Source organism: Mesorhizobium sp. C268A, assembly GCF_040324475.1.
Classification (GTDB): Bacteria; Pseudomonadota; Alphaproteobacteria; order Rhizobiales; family Rhizobiaceae; genus Mesorhizobium.
In genome coordinates, this window is the sequence record NZ_JAMYVX010000001.1 from 4556672 (window position 1) to 4576488 (window position 19817).

Annotated in this window: 19 protein-coding genes; 9 read left to right on the forward strand and 10 right to left on the reverse strand. The window is 64.0% G+C overall.

Annotation, left to right across the window (positions count from 1 at the left end; all coding sequences use genetic code 11):
- Window positions 1-153 precede the first annotated feature (153 nt).
- The 3 genes from NKL06_RS22215 to NKL06_RS22225 all read right to left on the reverse strand — a co-directional run bounded on the left by NKL06_RS22215 (window position 154) and on the right by NKL06_RS22225 (window position 2134).
- The gene (locus tag NKL06_RS22215; RefSeq protein WP_023686461.1) at window positions 154-540 is read right to left on the reverse strand and encodes an SET domain-containing protein; all 387 of its coding nucleotides are present in this window, start codon (window positions 538-540) and stop codon (window positions 154-156) included.
- A 105-nt stretch (window positions 541-645) separates the two neighbouring features.
- Complete coding sequence (locus tag NKL06_RS22220; RefSeq protein ID WP_023671140.1) at window positions 646-1404, reverse strand: SDR family oxidoreductase; 759 nt, start codon at window positions 1402-1404, stop codon at window positions 646-648.
- A gap of 133 nt (window positions 1405-1537) precedes the next feature.
- Window positions 1538-2134 (reverse strand): YrdB family protein, encoded by a 597-nt coding sequence (locus NKL06_RS22225; protein WP_245261282.1) that lies wholly within the window; start codon window positions 2132-2134, stop codon window positions 1538-1540.
- On the opposite strand from NKL06_RS22225, the gene NKL06_RS22230 reads away from it, so the two are divergent.
- Genes NKL06_RS22230 through NKL06_RS22255 form a run of 6 tightly spaced genes read left to right on the forward strand, consistent with a single transcriptional unit; the run spans window position 2109 to window position 7958 of the window.
- On the forward strand, window positions 2109-3362 hold the full coding sequence (locus tag NKL06_RS22230) for a sarcosine oxidase subunit beta (RefSeq protein WP_023686460.1): 1254 nt from the start codon (window positions 2109-2111) through the stop codon (window positions 3360-3362). The genes NKL06_RS22225 and NKL06_RS22230 overlap by 26 nt on opposite strands.
- Window positions 3362-3784 carry a hypothetical protein gene (locus tag NKL06_RS22235; RefSeq protein WP_023686459.1) on the forward strand — a complete coding sequence of 141 codons (423 nt, stop codon included), beginning with the start codon at window positions 3362-3364 and terminating at the stop codon, window positions 3782-3784. Before NKL06_RS22230 ends, NKL06_RS22235 begins: the two co-directional genes overlap by 1 nt.
- A 12-nt stretch (window positions 3785-3796) precedes the next feature.
- Window positions 3797-4108, forward strand: a complete 312-nt coding sequence (locus tag NKL06_RS22240; RefSeq protein ID WP_023683197.1) for a sarcosine oxidase subunit delta — start codon at window positions 3797-3799, stop codon at window positions 4106-4108.
- Window positions 4105-7098 (forward strand): sarcosine oxidase subunit alpha, encoded by a 2994-nt coding sequence (locus NKL06_RS22245; protein ID WP_023807230.1) that lies wholly within the window; start codon window positions 4105-4107, stop codon window positions 7096-7098. The genes NKL06_RS22240 and NKL06_RS22245 overlap by 4 nt, the downstream gene beginning before the upstream one ends.
- A complete protein-coding gene (locus NKL06_RS22250; RefSeq protein WP_023691852.1) occupies window positions 7091-7675 on the forward strand; it encodes a sarcosine oxidase subunit gamma in 585 nt (194 codons plus the stop codon). The genes NKL06_RS22245 and NKL06_RS22250 overlap by 8 nt, the downstream gene beginning before the upstream one ends.
- Before the next feature lie 52 nt (window positions 7676-7727).
- Window positions 7728-7958, forward strand: coding sequence for a hypothetical protein (locus tag NKL06_RS22255; RefSeq protein WP_023691851.1), 231 nt, complete (start codon window positions 7728-7730; stop codon window positions 7956-7958).
- A gap of 140 nt (window positions 7959-8098) precedes the next feature.
- Here NKL06_RS22255 and NKL06_RS22260 read toward each other — a convergent pair whose 3' ends face one another.
- Entirely contained in the window at window positions 8099-8332 is a 234-nt protein-coding gene (locus NKL06_RS22260; protein ID WP_023671148.1) for a DUF680 domain-containing protein, read from the reverse strand.
- A 186-nt stretch (window positions 8333-8518) separates the two neighbouring features.
- The gene (locus NKL06_RS22265) at window positions 8519-9163 is read right to left on the reverse strand and encodes a TetR/AcrR family transcriptional regulator (protein ID WP_023671149.1); all 645 of its coding nucleotides are present in this window, start codon (window positions 9161-9163) and stop codon (window positions 8519-8521) included.
- Window positions 9164-9410: 247 nt separating this feature from the next.
- On the opposite strand from NKL06_RS22265, the gene NKL06_RS22270 reads away from it, so the two are divergent.
- Window positions 9411-10112: a hypothetical protein gene (locus NKL06_RS22270; protein WP_023691850.1), complete on the forward strand. Its 702-nt coding sequence runs from the start codon at window positions 9411-9413 to the stop codon at window positions 10110-10112.
- A gap of 250 nt (window positions 10113-10362) precedes the next feature.
- On the opposite strand, the gene NKL06_RS22275 is transcribed toward NKL06_RS22270, so the two are convergent.
- From NKL06_RS22275 to NKL06_RS22285, 3 genes are read right to left on the reverse strand one after another with little or no spacing between them, the layout of a single operon-like run.
- Window positions 10363-11394 (reverse strand): phosphotransferase family protein, encoded by a 1032-nt coding sequence (locus tag NKL06_RS22275; RefSeq protein WP_023691849.1) that lies wholly within the window; start codon window positions 11392-11394, stop codon window positions 10363-10365.
- Window positions 11391-11906 (reverse strand): MaoC family dehydratase, encoded by a 516-nt coding sequence (locus NKL06_RS22280; RefSeq protein ID WP_280790513.1) that lies wholly within the window; start codon window positions 11904-11906, stop codon window positions 11391-11393. The genes NKL06_RS22275 and NKL06_RS22280 overlap by 4 nt, the downstream gene beginning before the upstream one ends.
- Complete coding sequence (locus NKL06_RS22285) at window positions 11903-12718, reverse strand: SDR family oxidoreductase (protein WP_023691848.1); 816 nt, start codon at window positions 12716-12718, stop codon at window positions 11903-11905. The genes NKL06_RS22280 and NKL06_RS22285 overlap by 4 nt, the downstream gene beginning before the upstream one ends.
- A 127-nt stretch (window positions 12719-12845) precedes the next feature.
- Here NKL06_RS22285 and NKL06_RS22290 point away from each other — a divergent pair, with 127 nt between their 5' ends.
- Both NKL06_RS22290 and NKL06_RS22295 read left to right on the forward strand, forming a co-directional pair.
- Window positions 12846-14087: an acyl-CoA dehydrogenase family protein gene (locus NKL06_RS22290; RefSeq protein WP_023691847.1), complete on the forward strand. Its 1242-nt coding sequence runs from the start codon at window positions 12846-12848 to the stop codon at window positions 14085-14087.
- Between the two features lie 215 nt (window positions 14088-14302).
- Complete coding sequence (locus NKL06_RS22295) at window positions 14303-15340, forward strand: zinc-binding dehydrogenase (RefSeq protein ID WP_023691846.1); 1038 nt, start codon at window positions 14303-14305, stop codon at window positions 15338-15340.
- Window positions 15341-15515: 175 nt separating this feature from the next.
- Here the strand turns inward: NKL06_RS22295 and NKL06_RS22300 are convergent, their stop codons facing one another.
- On the reverse strand, window positions 15516-18647 hold the full coding sequence (locus NKL06_RS22300) for an efflux RND transporter permease subunit (protein WP_023691845.1): 3132 nt from the start codon (window positions 18645-18647) through the stop codon (window positions 15516-15518).
- On the reverse strand, window positions 18644-19807 hold the full coding sequence (locus tag NKL06_RS22305) for an efflux RND transporter periplasmic adaptor subunit (RefSeq protein WP_023691844.1): 1164 nt from the start codon (window positions 19805-19807) through the stop codon (window positions 18644-18646). The genes NKL06_RS22300 and NKL06_RS22305 overlap by 4 nt, the downstream gene beginning before the upstream one ends.
- Window positions 19808-19817 lie beyond the last annotated feature (10 nt).

A 19817-nucleotide genomic window follows, 5' to 3' on the forward strand; every position in this document is an offset into this window, starting at 1 on the left:
GATATCAACAGGCAAGTGACCATAGCCACATGCCTCCGCGGCGCTTTACACCACGAATTGTGGCGGCTGATAGCAGAATCAGGCCGCGCTGTCCACACTGGAAATGAAGGACAACCGCCAATTTGCCACGGCAGCCCCGAGATAGGGGGCCAACTAGGCGCTGGCCAGATGGAGCCGTGCGAAATCCTCGAAGAATTCGCCGTAATCGCAGGTAATTTCCTCGCCGGCTGATATATCTCGAGTGGCGGTGGCGCCGCCATATTGCGAAAAATCCGTGTTCGGCCGCTCGGCGTGGTTCATGAAGCGGCCATTATCGACTTCATAGACCATGAAGCCGGGACGGTCGGGGCTCGGATAGGCATAGCGGTCGAGCAATTCCTTGAGGTGCGGCGGCGCCGCCTCGTATTTGTCCGTCGGGATCAGCCGGTCGAAATCCGGATCGAGCCGCCAGATCGAGGCGCCCTTCCTGATCGGCTCGGCGGCGAACACGCCGACGCCTTCGATTGCGCTCTGGGCGACATAGGTCCTGATCAGCAGCATGTCCGTCCTCCTCACCCGAAACCGAATCGCCAAATCGCGAGGAAAAAGCAAGTCCGGTTTCGGGTTCTATGGCTGATCGGCGCGGGCGATGACCCGCGAAATGCTTCACGTCCGGGTGATCGAGACGCCGCCATCGGCAAACAGCGCCGATCCTGTGGTGAAGCTCGACGCATCCGATGCCAGGAAGAGCGCAGCGCGGGCGATCTCTTCAGGCACAGCGACACGTTTCAAGGCATGCAGGTTTTCCACGAAAGCGCGTGATTCCGGCGTCTTGAATGTTGCCGACGGGGTGTCGGTGCCACCCGGCATCAGCGCGTTGACCCGCACGCCCCTGGGGCCGTATTCGGCGGCCAGCACCTGCGTCAGGCCGATCAGTCCGGCCTTGCTGGCGGCATAGCTGGTCATGCCCGGCATGCCGACTGTGTGACCGACGAAGGTCGAGGTGAAGATCAGCGATCCGCCGCCGCGTTCGACCATCGCCGGCACCTGGTATTTCGCGCCGAGAAAGGCGCTGGTCAGATTGGCGTCGAGCGTCTCGCGCCATCCGTCCAGCGACAGTTCCGAAATCGGACCCATCGTTCCGACGGAGCCGACATTGTTGAAGGCGATATCGAGCCCGCCGAATTTTTCGACGGCGAGATCGACGAGGGCTTTTGCATAGGCTTCGTCGCGGACATCGCCGGCAAGCGCGACTGCCGTGCCGTCGGCGTCCTCGATTTCGACGACCAGCGCATCGAGTTCGGCCTGGCGGCGGGCGGCGATGACGACCCTGGCGCCTTCTTCGGCGAAGAGTTTTGCGGTGGCGCGGCCGATGCCGGAACTGGCGCCGGTGACGATCGCTATTTTATTGGTGAGTGCGAACATTTTTTGCATCCTTTCATCGCGCCGGCTGTGCCGGCACCCGGGATGTTGATCGCAGTTCGGGACGGTGCTAGCCACCCGATACGTGCTCGACTTGCTGAATGGCTTCGCAGCGGCACAAGCGCCGCGCGCCGGACTATTGCTTCAGCAGCCAGCCGAGGCGATCGAGCGAAAATGCGTAGCTGATGGCGATGAGCAGCGTGATGACAACGCCCGTGGTTGTGTGACCGGCGGCATAGAATCCGGCTGCACCGCCAAACAGGATGGCCAGTTCAAGCACCAGCCTGACTGCGCCTGGTACAGGAACCGGCGCGCGTCCGGACCGGCTCGGATCGCCGCGCACCGCGAAGGTTCCCCACAGCGCAGCTGCAATGAACGGCAAGGCCAAGGCGAAGAGCCAGCGCCACCATCCGCCGGAGAGGCTCCAGCCGGCAAAGCCGAGGCCAAGCAAGGCGGCAAGTTCCAGCAGGAAACGCAAGGTTAGATTCCACCAGGCGTTGCCCATATCCGTCCTCCAGAGTCTCGCGATCGCCAGTGTGTCCGAACGCAGCCATGCCTGCCAGCCCGGGCAGGTCTTTTCCACCGCGGCGCAAAACGGCAAGCGCCGTCGCAAACAGCGCAAGGGTGGAAGCGCCGTTTCGCTAGTGATACACCTCGCGCGCCGGGGCTGCGTAAAATACCCCATCGCCATTTGCGAGGCTGGAACGTTGAAAAAATATTCGGTATTCGCCATCGCCCGCGAGGCCATGCGCGGCCACAAGGGCTGGGAGGAACAATGGTCCTCGCCGGAGCCGAAGAAGGAATATGACGTCATCATCGTCGGCGCCGGCGGTCATGGCCTGGCCACCGCCTACTATCTCGCCACCGTGCACGGCATCACCAATGTCGCGGTGCTGGAAAAGGGCTGGCTAGGCGGCGGCAACACCGGGCGCAACACCACCATCATCCGCTCCAACTACCTTTACGACGAGAGCGCCGGCATTTACGACCATGCGCTGAAGCTGTGGGATGGGCTCTCCCAGGAACTCAACTACAACGTCATGTATTCGGCGCGCGGCGTCATGATGCTGGCGCACAATGTGCACGACATCCAGGTGCTGAAGCGCCATGTCCATGCCAACCGTCTCAACGGCATCGACAATGAATGGCTGACGCCTGAGCAGGCGAAGGAATTCTGCCCGCCGCTCAACATTTCCAGGCAGGCGCGCTATCCCGTCGTCGGCGCCGCCTTGCAGCGGCGAGGCGGCACGGCGCGTCACGATGCGGTGGCCTGGGGCTATGCGCGCGGCGCTTCGGCGCGCGGCGTGCACATCATCCAGAATTGCGAGGTCACCGGCGTCAAGCGGGCGGCCAATGGCGCGGTCATGGGCGTCGACACGACGCGCGGCTTCATCGGCGCCAAGAAGGTCGGCGTGGTGGCTGCAGGCCACTCCTCGGTGATCATGAACATGGCGGGCGTGCGCATGCCGCTGGAAAGCTATCCGCTGCAGGCGCTGGTGTCGGAGCCGGTCAAGCCGGTGGTGCCTTGCGTGGTGATGTCGAACACGGTGCACGCCTACATCTCGCAGTCCGACAAGGGCGAGCTGGTGATCGGCGCCGGCACCGACCAGTATGTCTCCTATTCGCAGACCGGCGGCCTGCATATCCTGCAGCACACGCTCGACGCCATCTGCGAGATGTTCCCGATCTTCACCCGCATGAAGATGCTGCGCTCGTGGGGCGGCATCGTCGACGTGACGCCCGACCGTTCGCCGATCCTGGCCAAGACGCCGGTATCAGGCCTCTATGTCAATTGCGGCTGGGGCACGGGCGGCTTCAAGGCAACGCCCGGCTCAGGCCATGTCTTTGCCCACACGATTGCCAAGGACGATCCGCATCCGATCAACGCGCCCTTCACCATCGAGCGCTTCCGCACCGGGCGCCTCATCGACGAGGCAGCAGCGGCGGCGGTGGCGCACTGATGATGGTGGAACTGGCTGTAGCGGTGCCGCTGGTGCTGGCGGGGGAGCAGGACCTGTTCCATTTTCCGTCACCGGACGAGGTGCGGACGCAGCCGATCAGCCGCGCCGGCAACGAAGCCAATTGGCCGTTTTCGATCGACGCCGGCATTCTGGCATGCGTGTGGAGCGGTGGCCAGAAGGTGGTCATCTTCATGGAGAACAGGCCCTCCGATCTCGGCGAGGACGACACATTCGATGCGCGCAGCGTCATCGTAACGACCGATCCGTTTCAGCTCACGATCGGCAACATGGCGTATCGCGAGCTGTTTCGCCCCGCCGCAAGTGTAGAGGAGCGCATTCGGCTCGTCGCGCCTTTTGCGGCGATGGGCCAGAGGCTTTGCAACCAACCGGCCGGCGCGCATGTCGGCCACGGCGAATTGTAGGAACGAACGATAATGCTTCTCATCCGCTGCCCCTATTGCGAGGAAGAGCGCCCGGAGCTCGAGTTCCGTAACGCCGGCGAGGCGCATATTGCGCGTTCGGCCAACATGGCGGGCGAGAGCGACGACGACTTCGAAAAGTTCTTCTTCATCCGCTCGAACCCCAAGGGCATCATCTATGAGCGCTGGCGCCACATCCATGGCTGCGCGCGTTTCTTCAACGCGGTGCGCGACACCGTCACCGACAAGTTCGTCATGACTTACAAAGCCGGCGAGCCGAAACCGTCCAAGCTGCCCAAAAACTCCAACGAAATGGCTTCCAAATGAGCGGCGCGTTCCGCATTCCGAGCGCCGGCCGTCTCAGCCAGGCCAAGACCGCGCGGTTCTCTTTCGACGGCCAGTCTTACACCGGCATCGAAGGCGACACGCTGGCCTCGGCGCTGCTTGCCAATGGCGTGCATCTGGTGGGACGTTCGTTCAAGTATCACCGTCCGCGCGGCTTCCTGTCGGCCGGAGCGGAAGAGCCAAATGCGCTGGTCGAGGTCAAGCGCGACGCGGCACGCAAGGCGCCCAACATCCGCGCCACCGTGCAGGAACTTTATGACGGGCTTGTCGCCCAATCTCAGAACCGCTGGCCCTCGCTCGCCTTCGATGTCGGCGCGGTCAGCGATCTGGCATCGCCGCTGTTTTCGGCCGGCTTCTACTACAAGACCTTCATGTGGCCGAAGGCAGCCTGGAAGAGCCTCTACGAGCCGAAGATCCGCGCCGCGGCCGGCCTCGGCGTTTCGCCTGACAAGTCAGATCCCGACCATTATTCCTCGCGCTATGCGCATTGCGACGTACTGGTGCTGGGCGGCGGTGCGGCCGGCATTGCGGCAGCGCTCGCCGCTGCCGAAACCGGCTCGCGTGTCATCCTCGCCGATGAACAGGCCAGCTTCGGCGGCAGCCTGCGCTTCGAGAGCGGCGCCAGGATAGACGGCCATGACGGCTTTGGCTGGGCGCAAGCAGCGGTAGCCAAGCTTGCCGCCATGGACAATGTCCGTGTGCTCTCGCGCACGACGGCGTTCGGCTATTACGCGCAGAACTTCGTCGGCCTGGTCGAGCGCGTCAGCGACCATCTGCAGAACCCCGGCCGCGATCTGCCGCGCGAAAGGCTGTGGCAGGTCCGCGCCAAGCGCGTGGTGCTGGCGACCGGCTCCATCGAACGCCACATGGTGTTTGCCGACAATGACCGGCCCGGCATCATGCTGGCCTCGGCGGCGCGGACTTATCTCAACCAGTACGGTGTCGCGGTCGGCAAAAATGTCGGCGTCTACACCGCCAATGACTCGGCCTACTCCGCCGCGATCGACCTGAAGAAGGCCGGCGTCAACGTGGCGGCGATCGTTGACCTGCGCGACCATCCGACCGGACCTGTGATCGACGAGGCGAGGGCGCTCGGCATCGAGGTCAATTTCGGCCGCGCGGTGATCCGCGCCGGCGGCAAGTTGCGCGTGACCTCGATGACGGTGCAGCCGAAGAATGGCGGCGGCGAGCGCACCATTCCGGTCGACGCCATCCTGATGTCGGCCGGCTGGACGCCGTCGGTGCATCTGTTCTCGCAGTCGCGCGGCAAGGTCGCCTTCAATGACGAGACCAAGCGCTTCGTGCCGGGCATCTATGCGCAGGACTGCGTTTCGGTCGGCGCCTGCAACGGTACGGATGGGCTCTCGGCGTCGATCGACGAAGCCTATGCAGCCGGCGCCAAGGCGGCGAAGGATGCGGGCGGCAAAGTGGCCAAGGGCGTTAAGCCGAAGGTCGACGCGTCGGAAAGCTGGTCGCGCGGCATGCTGGGCGCGGCGCCCGGCGCCGGGCCGGACAAGACGGTCAAGGCCTTCGTCGATTTCCAGAACGACGTCACCGCCAAGGACATCCGCCAGGCGGTGCATGAAGGCATGCGCTCGATCGAGCACGTCAAGCGCTTCACCACCAACGGCATGGCGACCGACCAGGGCAAGACCTCCAACATGCACGGCCTGGCGATTGCCGCCGAGACGCTTGGCAAGCCGATCCCCGAGGTCGGGCTGACCACATTCCGCGCGCCCTATACGCCTGTTACTTTCGGCGCGATCGTCAGCCATTCGCGCGGTCCGCTGTTCGACCCGACACGCAAGACCGCGATCCATCCCTGGGCCGAAGCGCAAGGCGCCGTGTTCGAAGATGTCGGCCAGTGGAAGCGCGCCTGGTATTTCCCCAAACCCGGCGAGGACATGCACAAGGCGGTCGACCGCGAATGCGTCGCTGTGCGCAGCAATGCCGGCCTGTTCGACGCCTCGACGCTGGGCAAGATCGAAGTGGTCGGGCCGGATGCGGCCAGGTTCATGGAACTGCTCTACACCAATCCGTGGGAGAAGCTTGAGCCCGGCCGCTGCCGCTATGGCATCATGCTGCGCGAGGATGGTTTCATCTATGATGACGGCGTCGTCGGCAGGCTGGCGCCGGACCGTTTTCATGTGACGACCACGACGGGTGGCGCGCCGCGCGTCATGAACCATATGGAGGACTATCTCCAGACCGAGTTCCCGCATCTGAATGTCTGGCTGACCTCGATAACCGAGCAATGGGCGGTCATCGCCGTGCAGGGGCCGAAGTCGCGAGACATCATTGCACCGCTGGTCGAAGGCATCGACATGTCGGACGAGGCGCTGCCGCATATGTCGGTGCGCGAAGGCAAGATCTGCGGCGTGCCGACCAGGCTGTTTCGCATGTCGTTCACCGGCGAGCGCGGTTTTGAAGTCAACGTGCCGGCTGATCACGGCCAGGCGGTCTGGGAAGCGCTGTGGGCCGAAGGCCAGAAGCATGGCGCTACTGCCTACGGCACCGAGGCCATGCACGTGCTGCGCGCCGAAAAGGGCTACATCATCGTCGGGCAGGACACGGACGGTACGGTGACGCCGAACGATGCCGGGCTCGACTGGGCGGTCGGCAAGAAGAAGACCGATTTCGTCGGCATTCGCGGCCTGACGCGGCCCGATCTGGTCGCCAAGGGCCGCAAGCAGCTGGTCGGCTTGAAGACCAAGGACCCGAAAGTGGTGCTTGAGGAAGGCGCGCAGATCGTCGCCGACCCGAAGCAGGCGATCCCGATGAAGATGATCGGTCACGTCACATCCAGCTACTGGTCGGAAAATTGCGGTCGCTCGATCGCGCTGGCGCTGGTTGCCGGCGGGCGCGACCGGATGGGCGACACGCTCTATGTGCCGATGCCGAACGGGATGATCGAAGTGGAGGTTACCGGCATGGTGTTCTTCGACGAGACGGGAGGGCGCCTCAATGGCTAAGGCTGCTGCAAAGAAGACGGCCCCAGCTGCAGCGCCGTCGGTCGAGCGCCGCCCGGCCCTGGCTGAACGCGTCGTTTCCGCAACGGATGTCAAGGTCGAGGTGCTGCCGCCGGCGGAGCGCATGTCGCTGCGCGCGCCGGAGGCTTCCGTCGCGGCGCTGTCGAAGGCGCTCGGCCTGACCTTGCCGAAGCAGCCGAAAACTTCGGCGTCGAAGACAGGGCGCACGGCGCTGTGGCTTGGCCCTGACGAGTGGCTGGTTATCGATGAGGCTGGCAAGGATCCGCTGGCCGATCGTGCTGGGGTTGCCGCATTGCATTCGGCGGTCGGCATCTCGCACCGCAACGTCGCCTTCGCCGTCACCGGCCCGGCGGCTGCCGCCGCGATCAATGCAGGCTGCCCGCAGGATTTGTCGCTCGAGGCTTTTCCGGTGGGCGCGGCGTCGCGCACCATTCTCGGCAAGTGCGAAATCCTGCTGTTGCGCACGGCAGCCGACGCTTTCCGGGTCGAGTGCTGGCGTTCCTTCTCGGACTATGTCTTTACTTTCCTGTCGGAAGCAGCCAGCGACGCGGCGGCGTAGGAACGTTTGACGGGTCAAGCCGTTCTGCTTCCCCCATCAGGGAGAACATACGATGCCGTCGAAAGCGCCGCCGAAGTCAGCTGGCAAGACGTCCGCCGTGCGCTCACTCGAACATGAGCAGCATCACGAGGTGACTGCCGAAGAAGAGGAACTCGAGGAAGGCCTCGAGGACACGTTTCCGGCCAGCGATCCGGTGTCGATCACCTCGACCGCCATCCCAGGCGCGCCGGCAAGACCCGGCAAGGCCAAGACGGTGCCGGGTCGCAAACCGCGCAAGAAATAACCCGTTCGGCTACGCCAGGTTTGAACTCAGGAAAAGCCGGCTTGCGCTGAGGAAATGGGGGCGCTGAGGAAAAAACGGGCGGCCGGGATTATCCTGCCGCCCTTAAATTAATCGTTGTGCTGTGGTCGAGCCCGATCAACTTAGAACGTGCTCGGCACGATCCATGGGTTGATCTCGATGCCGAGACGCGGGCTCTTGGCCTTGACGTCGGACTTTTCGACCGAGCCGGTCACGGCGCAATCGAGCTTGGCATTGGTCGTGGTGTCGACGCAGGTGGCGGCGGGGGCCTGCTTGGTCGAGTGTGTGTTGTTGGCGGCGAAAGCCGAGCCGGAGAGAGCCAGCACGGTGGCGAGAGCGAGAAGGGTCTTGTTCATGTCTGTCTCCATCGGTTAAATTCTTTTCGTACATGTACGATACAACGTACACATACGCCCACCGAGATGGGTTTTCAAGTCGAAAAGCGTACGCGTACGACAAATTTTTTTGAATGCCGAAAATTGCGGCGCACTGACACAGCCGAAGCTGTCAGGCCGGACGTTGAATTGGAGGGGCGGGGATGCTCAGCAGTCGACCGGGGTCTCGGTCAGCGGCGGCACATTCTGAGTGCTGAGCGTGGCGAGTGTGAAATCGCACATCCGCGTCACGAAAGCCTGCGGATCCCCGAAGGGGTAGAACGGGAACGTGATCAAAAGCGAGATGGTGCCGTGGCCGACTGCCCAAAGCATGGTGGCGATGGCGCGCGGATCGCCCTGCAGCTTGCCTGCAGCAACGCAGGCCTCGACCCTGGATATCAGCGCTTTCATCGCCGGGTTGGCCTCTTCCATGTCCTCATAGCTTCTGCCTTCCGGCAGCTTGGTCTTTTCGGTCATGAACACGGTGCGGTATTCGTTGGGGTTGCCGAGCCCGAAGGCGGCATATTCGGTCATCACCGCACGCAAGGCCTCGATCGGATCGTCGGAAGGATGCTCCTCGATGCGGCGGGCAAGTGTTTCGAAGGCATCCTCGGCCAGCGCAAACAGGATGTCTTGCTTGTCGGCGAAGTAGGAATAGACCGACATCGGAGCATAGCCGACCCGCTTGGCCAACTTGCGGATGGTCAGGCCTTCATAGCCCTCTTCCTTGACGAGCTTGTGGGCTGCGTCGAGCAGTTCGGAACGCAGTTCGGCCTTTTGTTTCTCGCGGCGTTTCTGAACGCTCAGTGGCAAGATCCGGTGCCTTTGGTTGGTTGTGCATGACTGAATATATACGCTGTACGGAAACGGGCAAGGGCGCTGTCAGGGACATCAAAAAGCGACCTCAAGCTTTCTCTCGAATAGTCGTGCCCGTCTGGTCCATTTCGCCGGCATCTATGTCACAGCATGTGTAACCTGGGCGCACGCAGGCAACATCGGACTGTTACAAACAAAGCCTATTTGGCGGCTCTGCAAGAAATTTCGGTTTTCGGGGGCCTCTATGGCTGCGATAGAGCTTTCGTCCGGGCTGCCGGGCGCACATCCACTTTCTCATGGCGCAAGGCTGGCGCTCAGGCGAGTCGTGATAGTCGCATGGCTGGCGATCGCAATCGGCTTCGCCATGGAAGCGCTTATTCTGACTGCCGGATTTGCGGCAGGTTCGCACCCGGCCCCGACCCAGGTTCTGATAGACTTGGCGCAAGGCGTGACCTGGTCATTCTTCGTCTGCGCCGGCGTCAGCCTCGGCACGGCGATCACCAAGGTGCGAGCCTCGCTTGGCGGCCTGATCGCCATGATCTCGGGGCCGCTGGCCATGGGCATCGCCAAAGGTACGCAAAAGGTGATGGTGAGCGCGCTTGATGTATCGGCAAAGCCCGTGATCCTGTCGCTCACCACGCTCGGTATGTTGCGGGCGATCGAGTATGGCTTGCTGGGCTGGATGCTGGCTTCGCTGGCATCCAAGGAAAAACCTCGCTCGCTGCATTTCATGCTGGCGGGTGCCTTGGCCGGCGCGGTGTTCGGCGGCGGGATCACGGCGCTGACGATCGAGACCGCCGCAGCCAAGGACATTGCGCTGGCATTGCCGCAGGCTGTCGCCACCGGCCTCATTGAGATCGTGTTTCCGATCGGATGCTCGCTGGTCGTCTACATCGCCCTGCAAGTCAGCCGGCACATGAAGTTCATTTCCAGCGATGCGCGCTAGAGCCGGATGATTTCAGGTCGAATTGACCTGAATCTGAATCCGGCTCTAAATCAAATAGATAGAGCATGATGTCGTCCGAAAACCGCTTCACACTTTTCGGCATCATGCTCTGTCTACAGACGGTGATCGGTTTGCGTCCTGTTTCCAGGCCGGTTGCCACCACCTCCGTATGGGCTTGCTCCCCGGTCGGGGAACGGAACTGATCCGATCTGTCATCAAATCGCGCCGACCACAATATCTCATTGTCGAGTCAGGTTCGGTCGATCAGGTTGGCGGAAAGGTGCGACAGCAGCTTCACCGCTTCGCCATAGGTTTTTGCCTTTTCGGGATTTGAGGCGTTGCCGTCGAGCGCCCGCTTGTAGACACCCTGGCAGATGGCCGCCAAACGGAAGAAGGAGAAGGCGAGGAAGAAGCTCCAATTGTCGATGCCGCCCAGCCGGCGCCGCCTGCAATAGGCCGCGACATAGGCTTCCTCCGAGGGCAGGCCGAGGGCGGCGCGGTCGACGCCGCCAAGGCCGCGAAAGCCTGAGGCGTGCGGCAGCCGCCATTGCATGCATTGATAGGCGATGTCGGCGAAGGGATGGCCGAGTGTCGACAGTTCCCAGTCGAGAACCGCCAGCACTTTCGGCTCGCTGGGCGCGAAGATCATGTTGTCCAGCCGGTAGTCGCCATGCACGAGGGATATCCGGCCGTCATCGGTCGGCATATGCGTCTCCAGCCAGGCGATCAGCCGGTCCATGTCGGCGACCGTGCCGGTCTCCGAGGCGCGGTACTGGCTGGTCCAGCGTGCCAGCTGGCGTTCGAAGTAATTGCCGGGTTTGCCGAAATCGCCGAGCCCGACCGCCTCGACATCGACATCGTGCAGGGCCGCAAGCGTGGCGTTCATAGCATCGTAGAGGGCGGCGCGCTCATCGTTGCCAGCGGCCTCCGGCACTGCCGGATCCCAGAAGATGCGGCCGTCGAGAAAGTCCATGACGTAGAACATGCGGCCGATCGGCGTCGCCTCCGCCGACAGATGCAGCATCGCCGGCACCGGCACGGCGGTGCCGGCCAGGGCCTTCATGACCGTGAATTCGCGGTCGACCTGATGCGCCGATTTCAGCAACTGGCCCGGCGGCTTGGCGCGCAGGACATAGCGGCCGCTGGCCGCGGTCAGCAGATAGGTCGGGTTCGACTGGCCGGATTTGAATTTTTCGATTGCGGAAAGCCGTGCAAAACCAGGGATGTGCGCCTCGAGGTAAGGGGCTAGCGCTGTCTGGTCGAGCGTATTGGCGTCGCTCATGCGGTCTCCGGCTCACGCTCGATCAGCGTCAGCGTCAGCCAGCGCGCGGTCAGCGCCGGCTTCTTCGAGCCTTCGATCTCGATGGTCACGTCATGCGCCGTCTGCACCCAGCCCGACGGCCTGACCTTGACGTCGGCCAGCACGAAGCGGGTGCGGATGCGCGCGCCGGTCTTCACCGGCGCCAGGAAGCGCAGCGAATCGAAACCGTGGTTGACGCCCATCTTGCCCTTTTCCAGCGGCGGCATGGTCTCGAAGGTCATCGCCGAGAGCAGCGACAACGACAGGAAGCCATGCGCGATGGTGCCGCCGAACGGCGTCTCGTTTTTGGCCCGCTCGGGGTCGCAATGGATGAACTGGTGGTCGTCGGTGGCGTCGGCGAACTGGTCGATCATGGTCTGTGTGACCTCGCGCCATGGCGAGACGCCGACTTCCTTGCCGACGCTGGCCAGAAGCACATCGAGACTGATCGGTTCCACTGCGGTGTCCTCCCCTTGCCGCCGACCGCGGCTCATTCCTTGAACAGTGTCAGCCCATGCTGCACCGACTGCCCGCCGTCGATCGGCAGGATGGCGCCGGTGACATAGGAGCCGGCGCGGCTGCACAAATAGTGCGTTGCGCCGCCGATGTCATCCGCCACGCCGATACGTCCGATCGGCACATGGCTGCCGACATGTCTGGCCTTTTCTTCGGTGCCGGTGGCAAAGGCGGTCATCCGGCTCTGGAAGGGGCCGGGCGCGAAGGCGTTGACGGTGATGCGCCGCGCCGCGAGCTCGATCGCCAGCGTGCGCGTCAGGTGGTGAACGGCGCCTTTGGACGCGGTATAGGAATAGGCGTCGTCGGCCAGCGGCTGCGTGCCCATCACCGAGCCCAGATTGATGACGCGGGCCGGATCGGCATCGCTCGCGGCGGCTTCCAGCAGCGGCAGCAATTCGCGCGTCAGATGGAAGACGGCGGTGACGTTGACGGCGAACACCTTGGCCCAGCCGCTATAGGGAAAATCCTCCAGGGAGGCACCCCAGGATATGCCGGCATTGTTGACCAGAATGTGCAGCTTCTCGGTGCGCGCCTTGACCTCGCTGACCAGCGCGGCAATGCCGGCTTCGCTCGAGACGTCACCGGCGAAACCTTCGGCACTGCCGGAGCCGCCGAGCCCGTTCAACTCAGCGGCGACCTTGATGCAATCCTTGCCCTTGCGCGAGGCGATCATCACGGTAGCGCCGGCCTGGACCAAAGCGGTCGCAACCATGCGGCCGATGCCGGTCGCGGCTCCCGTTACCAGCGCGGTCTTACCCGCGACTGAGAACAGTTCTTCCAGATAGCTCATCGCAATTCCTCCGCGCCTCTCTGCTCACGGTCTGGGGCGAAAGGGCTCGCGTTGACAAGGCTACCCGAAGTACGGTCATCCTTGCCACGGGTAAAGTGCCCCAGATGCGTGAAAGGGTTGGAGACCGATGGCGGACATGAATCTCGGCATGACCGAGCGGCTGAAGCCGATCCACGCCCGCGTCGCCACCATGGTGCGCGATGAGATCATGCCGCTCGATCATGAGTTTTTGAGCGAGGTCGGCAAGGGCGGCGACCGCTGGGTCTACACCGCGCGGCAGACCGAGATCCTCGAAGGGTTGAAGAAGACGGCCAAGGAGCGCGGTCTGTGGAATTTCTGGCTGACCGGGTCCGAGCGCGGCTACGGGCTCTCGACCGTTGAATATGCCTATCTCGCCGAGGAGATGGGCAAGGCGCATCTCGGCGCCGAGACCTTCAACTGCTCGGCGCCCGACACCGGCAATATGGAGGTGCTGGAGCGCTATGGCTCGGAGGATCACAAGCAGGCATGGCTGGCGCCGCTGCTCGAGGGGAAAATGCGCTCGGCCTATCTGATGACCGAGCCGGACGTCGCTTCCTCCGACGCCACCAACATCGCCATGCGCTGCGAACGGCGAGGCGACGACTATGCACTCAACGGCGAGAAATGGTGGGCGTCGGGGGCCGGGGACCCGCGCTGCGCCATCTACATTGTCATGGTTCGGACCGGCGGCGAAGCCGAGCCGCAGCACCGCCGCCATTCGATGATCTTGGTGCCGTCCGGTACCAAGGGCGTGACCAAGCTGCGGCCGATGCAGGTTTATGGCGACGACGACGCGCCGCATGGCCACATGCATCTTCGCTTCGACAATGTGCGGGTGCCGGCCGGAAACCTGATCCTCGGCGAGGGCAGGGGGTTCGAGATCGCCCAGGGGCGGCTTGGCCCCGGCCGCATCCACCATTGCATGCGCGCCATCGGCCAGGCCGAAATGGCGCTGGAGCTGCTGTGCCAGCGCTCGGTGCGCCGCGAGGCCTTCGGCCAGCCCTTGGCCAAGCTCGGCGCCAATTTCGACATCATCGCGGAGTGCCGCATGGAGATCGAGATGGCGCGGCTGCTCTGCCTCAAGGCGGCGTGGATGATCGACCAGGGCGATGCGCGCGCAGCCGCGCCCTGGATCAGCCAGATCAAGGTCATCGCACCGCGCGTCGCGCTCAAGGTCACCGACGAGGCAGTGCAGATGTTCGGCGCGCAAGGCATCAGCCAGGACACGCCGCTGGCACGCTCATGGACGCATCTGCGAACCCTGCGCCTCGCCGACGGGCCGGACGCCGTGCACCGCCGGCAGGTGGCGCGCACGGAGCTCAGGAAATACACGCAGGAAAAGGTCTGAGTGGATGAAAACCCTCATCGCCCGCGATCGCGCCGCTCGGCCACCTCGTCTATGCCGACAATCTGAAGGAGCTGGGTCGGCTGGCATCGCGCCGGCAAGGTTCGGCCGGTCATCGAAGGCACTTATCCGCTGGCCGATGCCGCCGCCGTGGTGACGCGCGTGCTTGGCCGTGGCGCATCCGGCAAGCTCATCCTCAAACTGTAAGGAGCCCCGCCATGGCGATCCCCTCAGACATGAAAGCACTGCTGCTGACCGGCGACGGCTACACCAGGACGCCCTCCGGCAGTGCGCTGGAGGCGATGGAGCCGTATCTCAAGCTTGGCAGCATCGGCGTGCCGACGCCCGGACCGAGCCAGGTGCTGATCAAGGTCAGCCTCGCCTCGATCAACCCGTCCGACGTCATGTTCATCAAGGGCCAGTACGGTCAGCCGCGCGCCAAGGGCCAGCCGGCCGGCTTCGAGGGTGTCGGCACGGTCGTTGCCAGCGGCGACGAGCCCTATGCGAAAAGCCTGATCGGCAAGCGCATCGCCTTCACCACAGGCGTCACCAATTGGGGCGCCTGGGCGGACTATGCAGTTGCCGAAGCTGCCGGCTGCATTCCGCTGCTCGACACGGTCCGCGACGAGGATGGCGCGGCGATGATCGTCAACCCGCTCACGGCGCTCGCCATGTTCGACATCGTCAAGGAGACGGGCGAAAAAGCCTTCATCATGACCGCCGGCGCCAGCCAGCTTTGCAAGCTGATCGCGGGTCTCGCCAAGGAGGCTGGGTTCCGGCCGATCGTCACCGTGCGCCGCGACGAGCAGATTCCGCTGTTGAAGGAGATCGGGGCTGCCCATGTGCTCAACGAGAAGGCGCCGGATTTCAAGGCAGCACTACGCGATGTGGTCAAGGCCGAGCAGCCGCGCATCTTCCTCGATGCCGTGACCGGGCCGCTGGCCTCGGCGATCTTCGACGCCATGCCGAAGCGCTCGCGCTGGATCATCTATGGACGGCTCGATCCGGACACCACTGTCATCCGTGAGCCCGGCCAGATGATCTTCCAACACAAGCACATTGAAGGCTTCTGGCTGGTCGAATGGATGCGCCAGTTCCGCGACAAGCGCGGCCCGGCGATCATGGAAGCACAGAAGCGCTTTTCGGATGGGCGCTGGTCAACCGACGTGACGGCGGTGCTGCCGCTGGATGAGGCGATGGCGAAGGCCCCGGCGGAGCTGGCCAAGCCGAACGGGAAGGTGTTTATTAGGCCGTGACTTTCTACCTTGTGGGGAGGGTCGACGAAAGAGCAATTTTGCTCTTTCGTCGGGGTGGGGGTCTTGGCTCCTACCTCTGTTATTCGCGGGAGCGCTGGACCGACGTTAGTTGGCGCTGCACCCCCACCCCGGACCTGCGGTCCGACCCTCCCCACAAGGGGGATGGTAAGCGGAGCTACTCCGCCGGCTCGACATTGGCGTACGCCGCTTCCTCAAGCTCCCGCTTCAGCCTCGCTTCCTCATGCGTCTTCGGCGTGACGAAGCGGCCGAGCAGGAGGTAGGCGACCGGGGTCAGGAACAGCGTCGAGGCGGTGGCGAGACCCAGCCCGCCGACAATGACCCAGCCGAGCGCGATGCGCGCTTCGGCACCGGCGCCGGCGGCCAGCACCAGCGGGACCCCGCCGAGAATGGTGCAGATCATCGTCATCATCACCGGCCGCAGGCGGATGATCGAGGCCTGCTCGATCGCCTCGCGCACGCCGAGGCCGCGGTCGCGCAGCTGGTTGGCGAATTCGACGATGAGGATGCCGTTCTTGGCCATGACGCCGACCAGAAGCACGAGGCCAATCTGGCTGTAGGCATTGAGGCTGGTGCCTGACAAAAGCAGCGCAAAGATTGCGCAGGCAAGGCCGAGGGGGACCGTCGCCATGATGATGACGGCGCTGACGAAGCTTTCGAACTGGGCGGCGAGCACCAGGAGGATGATGACCAGCGCGAAGCCGAAAATGGTGATCATGGCGCTGTTGGTCTCGCCGAGCGTCGCGGCTTCGGCCAGCGGCAGGACGCGGCTGCCCGGCGGCAGCAGCGGGGCGGCGATCTGCTCGGCAACGCCGAGCGCGTCACCCAGTGCGAAATTGCCGTTCAGGTTCGAGGTGATCGCCACCGAAGGCTGCTGCTGTTCGCGGGTCAGCGACGGCGGCACGGCGCGCTCGGTCAGCGTGGCGATGGTCGACATTGGCACGAAGCGGCCGTCGGCGGTCTTCAGGAAGATGTTTTCCAGATCGGTCGGATCATTGATCGGGTTGGTGGTCGAGACCAGCTTCACGCCATAGCTGCGGTCGGCGATGTAGACATCGACGACATCGTTGCCGTCGAGCATCGCCTGCAAGGTGTTGGCGAGACCCGATATGTCGATGCCGAGATCGGAGGCGCGCTCGCGGTCGATCGCCACCGCCAGCTGCGGCTGCGTCGGGTCGATGGAAAGCCGCGGCGTCTGGAAGCGCGGATCGGCCTGCATCCGGGCGATGATCTTCACCGCCGCGTCGCCGAGCGCCTTGCGGTCGTTGCCGACCAGCGCGAATTGCAGGCCGTTGCCGGCGCCGCGAATGCCGAGGCTATTGGCCTGCACCGGGAAGATGCGCACGGATGGCACCTGCCGGGTCAGCTGGCTTATCTGCGCCATGATCTCCTGCTGGCTGCGCGTGCGCTCGTCCCACGGCGCCAGCGTCATCACCATGAAGCCGGAATTGTAGGCGCCGTTCTGGCCGGCGTTTTCGAAGGTCGAGACGATCTCGCCGGAATCGCGCAGCGGCTGGATCAGCCGCTCGATCTTCTGCATCTGCTGCGTGGTGTAATCGAGGCTGACGCCTTGCGGCGCGTTGATGCGCAACAGCACGACGGCGCGGTCCTCGCTCGGCGTCAGTTCCTGGCGGATGGTGCCGAACAGGCTGAAGGCGACGCCCGCAAACAGCACCGCAACCAGCAGCACGATCCACGGCGCGCCGAGGCAGGCATGCAGGGCGCGCTTGTAGGCCGCGTTCAGCGCGCCACCGACGCGCGCGCCAATGCCGTGACCGCCTTCATGGTGGAGCGATGCGCCGGTCAACATGCGCGAGGCCAGCATCGGGCACAGCGTCAGCGCCACCACGCAGGAGAGCAGCACCGACATGGCGAGGACGAAGCCGAATTCGCGAAACAGGCCGCCGGTCTGTCCCGGCAGGAAGGAGATCGGCACGAAAACGGCAACGAGCGTCAGCGTCGTGGCGATGACTGCGAAGAACACTTCTTGGGCGCCGAGCACGGCGGCGGCACGAGGCCCCATGCCTTCGTTGCGCCGTCGCACGATGTTTTCCAGAACGACGATGGCGTCGTCGACGACAAGGCCGGTTGCCAGCACCAGCGCCAGAAGCGTCAGGATGTTGATGGAGAAGCCGGCGAGATAGATGGCGGCGATGGTGCCAATCATGGCGACCGGCATTGACAGACCAGGGATCAGCGTCGCGCGCCAGTCGAGCAGGAAGATGTAGATGACGATCAGCACCATGGAGATCGACAGGCCGAGCGCGATCTCGACCTCGTGCACGGCGCCGTTGACGAAGACTGCGTCGTCGCTGGTGATCTTGATCGACATGCCCTTGGGCAGGTTTTCCTGCAGCTTGGCGACGGCTGCCTTCACTCCGGTGGAAATATCCAGCGTGTTCGATTCCGCCTGGCGGATGATGCCAAGGCCAATGCCGGTCTTGCCGTCGGAGCGCAACGAGGTCTGGCCGATGTCGGGACCGAGCGTGACGGTGGCGACGTCGCGGATGCGCGTCGTGCCGCCGATGATGATGTTTTCGAATTCTTCCGGCGTCGTCACATCGGCCGTGGTGCGGACGATGAGATCCTGGTTGGTGGTGGTGATCGAACCGGCTGGTGAATCGAAAGCGACCGAGGCAAGCGCTGCCCTCAGATCGGCCACAGTGAAGCCGAGGCTGGCGAGCTTGTTCTGGTCGACATCGATGCGGAAGATCTTGTCGCGGTCGCCATAGACCTGAACGTCGGCGACGCCAGGCACGGCAGCCAGTTCGTCCTCGATCTGGTCCTGGACGATCACCGTCATGTCCTGCACCGACATGGTGTCGGAGGTGACGGCCAGTCGCATCACGGCATCGGAATTGGCATCGGCCTTGACGATGCGCGGCGGGTCGGCGGTCTCCGGTATCATGTTGGCGACACGGCCGACCGCGTCGCGCACGTCGGAGGCGGCGACGTTCAAATCGACGCCGTCGTTGAACTCGATGGTGACGCGGCTCTGGCCGAAGGAAGAGGTCGACGAGATCGACTTGACGCCGGAGACGCGGGCGACCGCGCCCTCGATGGTGTCGGTCAGTTCACGGTCGACGGTTTCGGCGGCGGCACCCTCGAAGGCCGTCGACACGGTGACCACGGCGCGGTCGACATCGGGCAGTTCGCGGATTTCGACGCCATAGAAAGCGGCAAGGCCGGCCACTGCGATCAGCGTGTTCAGCACGAAGGCCATAACCGGCCTGCGGATGAAGAGTGCGGTGAAGCCGGTTTCGCTGGCGGTGCTGACGGGTGCAGTCATGAGCCTTCGGCAGCTTCCGCGGCGCGCTGATCCTGGCCGGCGATGCGGACCGCGCCGCCTTCGCTGACGCTCTGGGTGCCTTCGGTGACGACCATGTCGCCATCCTCGATCTCAGCGTCGATCAGCACCGTCTCAGTGTTGCGCTGGATGATGCGCACGGGAACGCGCCTGGCCTTGCCGTCCTCGACCTGCCAGACATAGGCGCCGTCGGAACCCCACAGGATTGCCAGCGGGCTGACGGCCGGATAGGTGTCGCCGGGGAAGCGCATGGTGATGCCGAACGACATGCCGGCGCGCAGCGAATCCGCCGGATTGGCGATTGCAGCCTTGACCAGCAGGGTGCGGCTCTTTTCGTCGATGTGGTTGTCGATGGCCGACACAGTGCCGGTATAGGCCTTGCTCGGATTGGCGATCGGCGTCGCCGACAGTTGCGCGCCGACCTTGACGGCGGCGGCGAAGCGCTCGGGCACCAGGAAATCGACCAGGATGGAGGAGCGGTCGTCAAGCGTGGCGATCGCCGACTGGCTGGTGACGTAATTGCCGGCCGATATCGGCAGGATGCCGACCGTGCCGGCGATAGGGGCGACGATCGAACGACGCTGCAAGGCGAGTTCGGCATCCTGCAGCGCCAGTTTGGCGCCGGCCAGCACCACTTGGGCATCGGCGACGGCGACCGGGGTCGCGGCGTTGGAGGCCCTCAATGATTTCACCCGCTCGAGCTTGTCCTGGGCATCCTGCAAGGCAAGCTTGGCACGATCTTGCGAGATCACCTCGGTCTCGGAATCGAGAACAGCGATGATCTGCCCCTTGTCGACGCGGGTGCCGGATTGGACGAGAAATTCAACGAGGCGCCCAGAGCTGTATGGGTTGACCGTCACCGAGGCGTTGGCGCGGCCGGTGCCGATCGCCTGCAGGCGATCGTTGATGGTGGCGGTGGTCGCCGGCAAGGCGACGACATTTGCCGGGCGGCCGGCAGCGTTGCGGCCGCCTGCCTGTTTTGTCGTGTCGACCGCACCGGTTGTGGCGGGCGCCGAAGCATAGGTCCAGTCGATGCCCCAGCGTGCTAGAACCTCCGGCGCGCCCGGGAAGAATCGCGCCCAGGCGAGGACAGCCGCGACCAGGATCACAAGCGCAAAAACGATCTGTTTCCAGGCGGCCATCGACACTCCG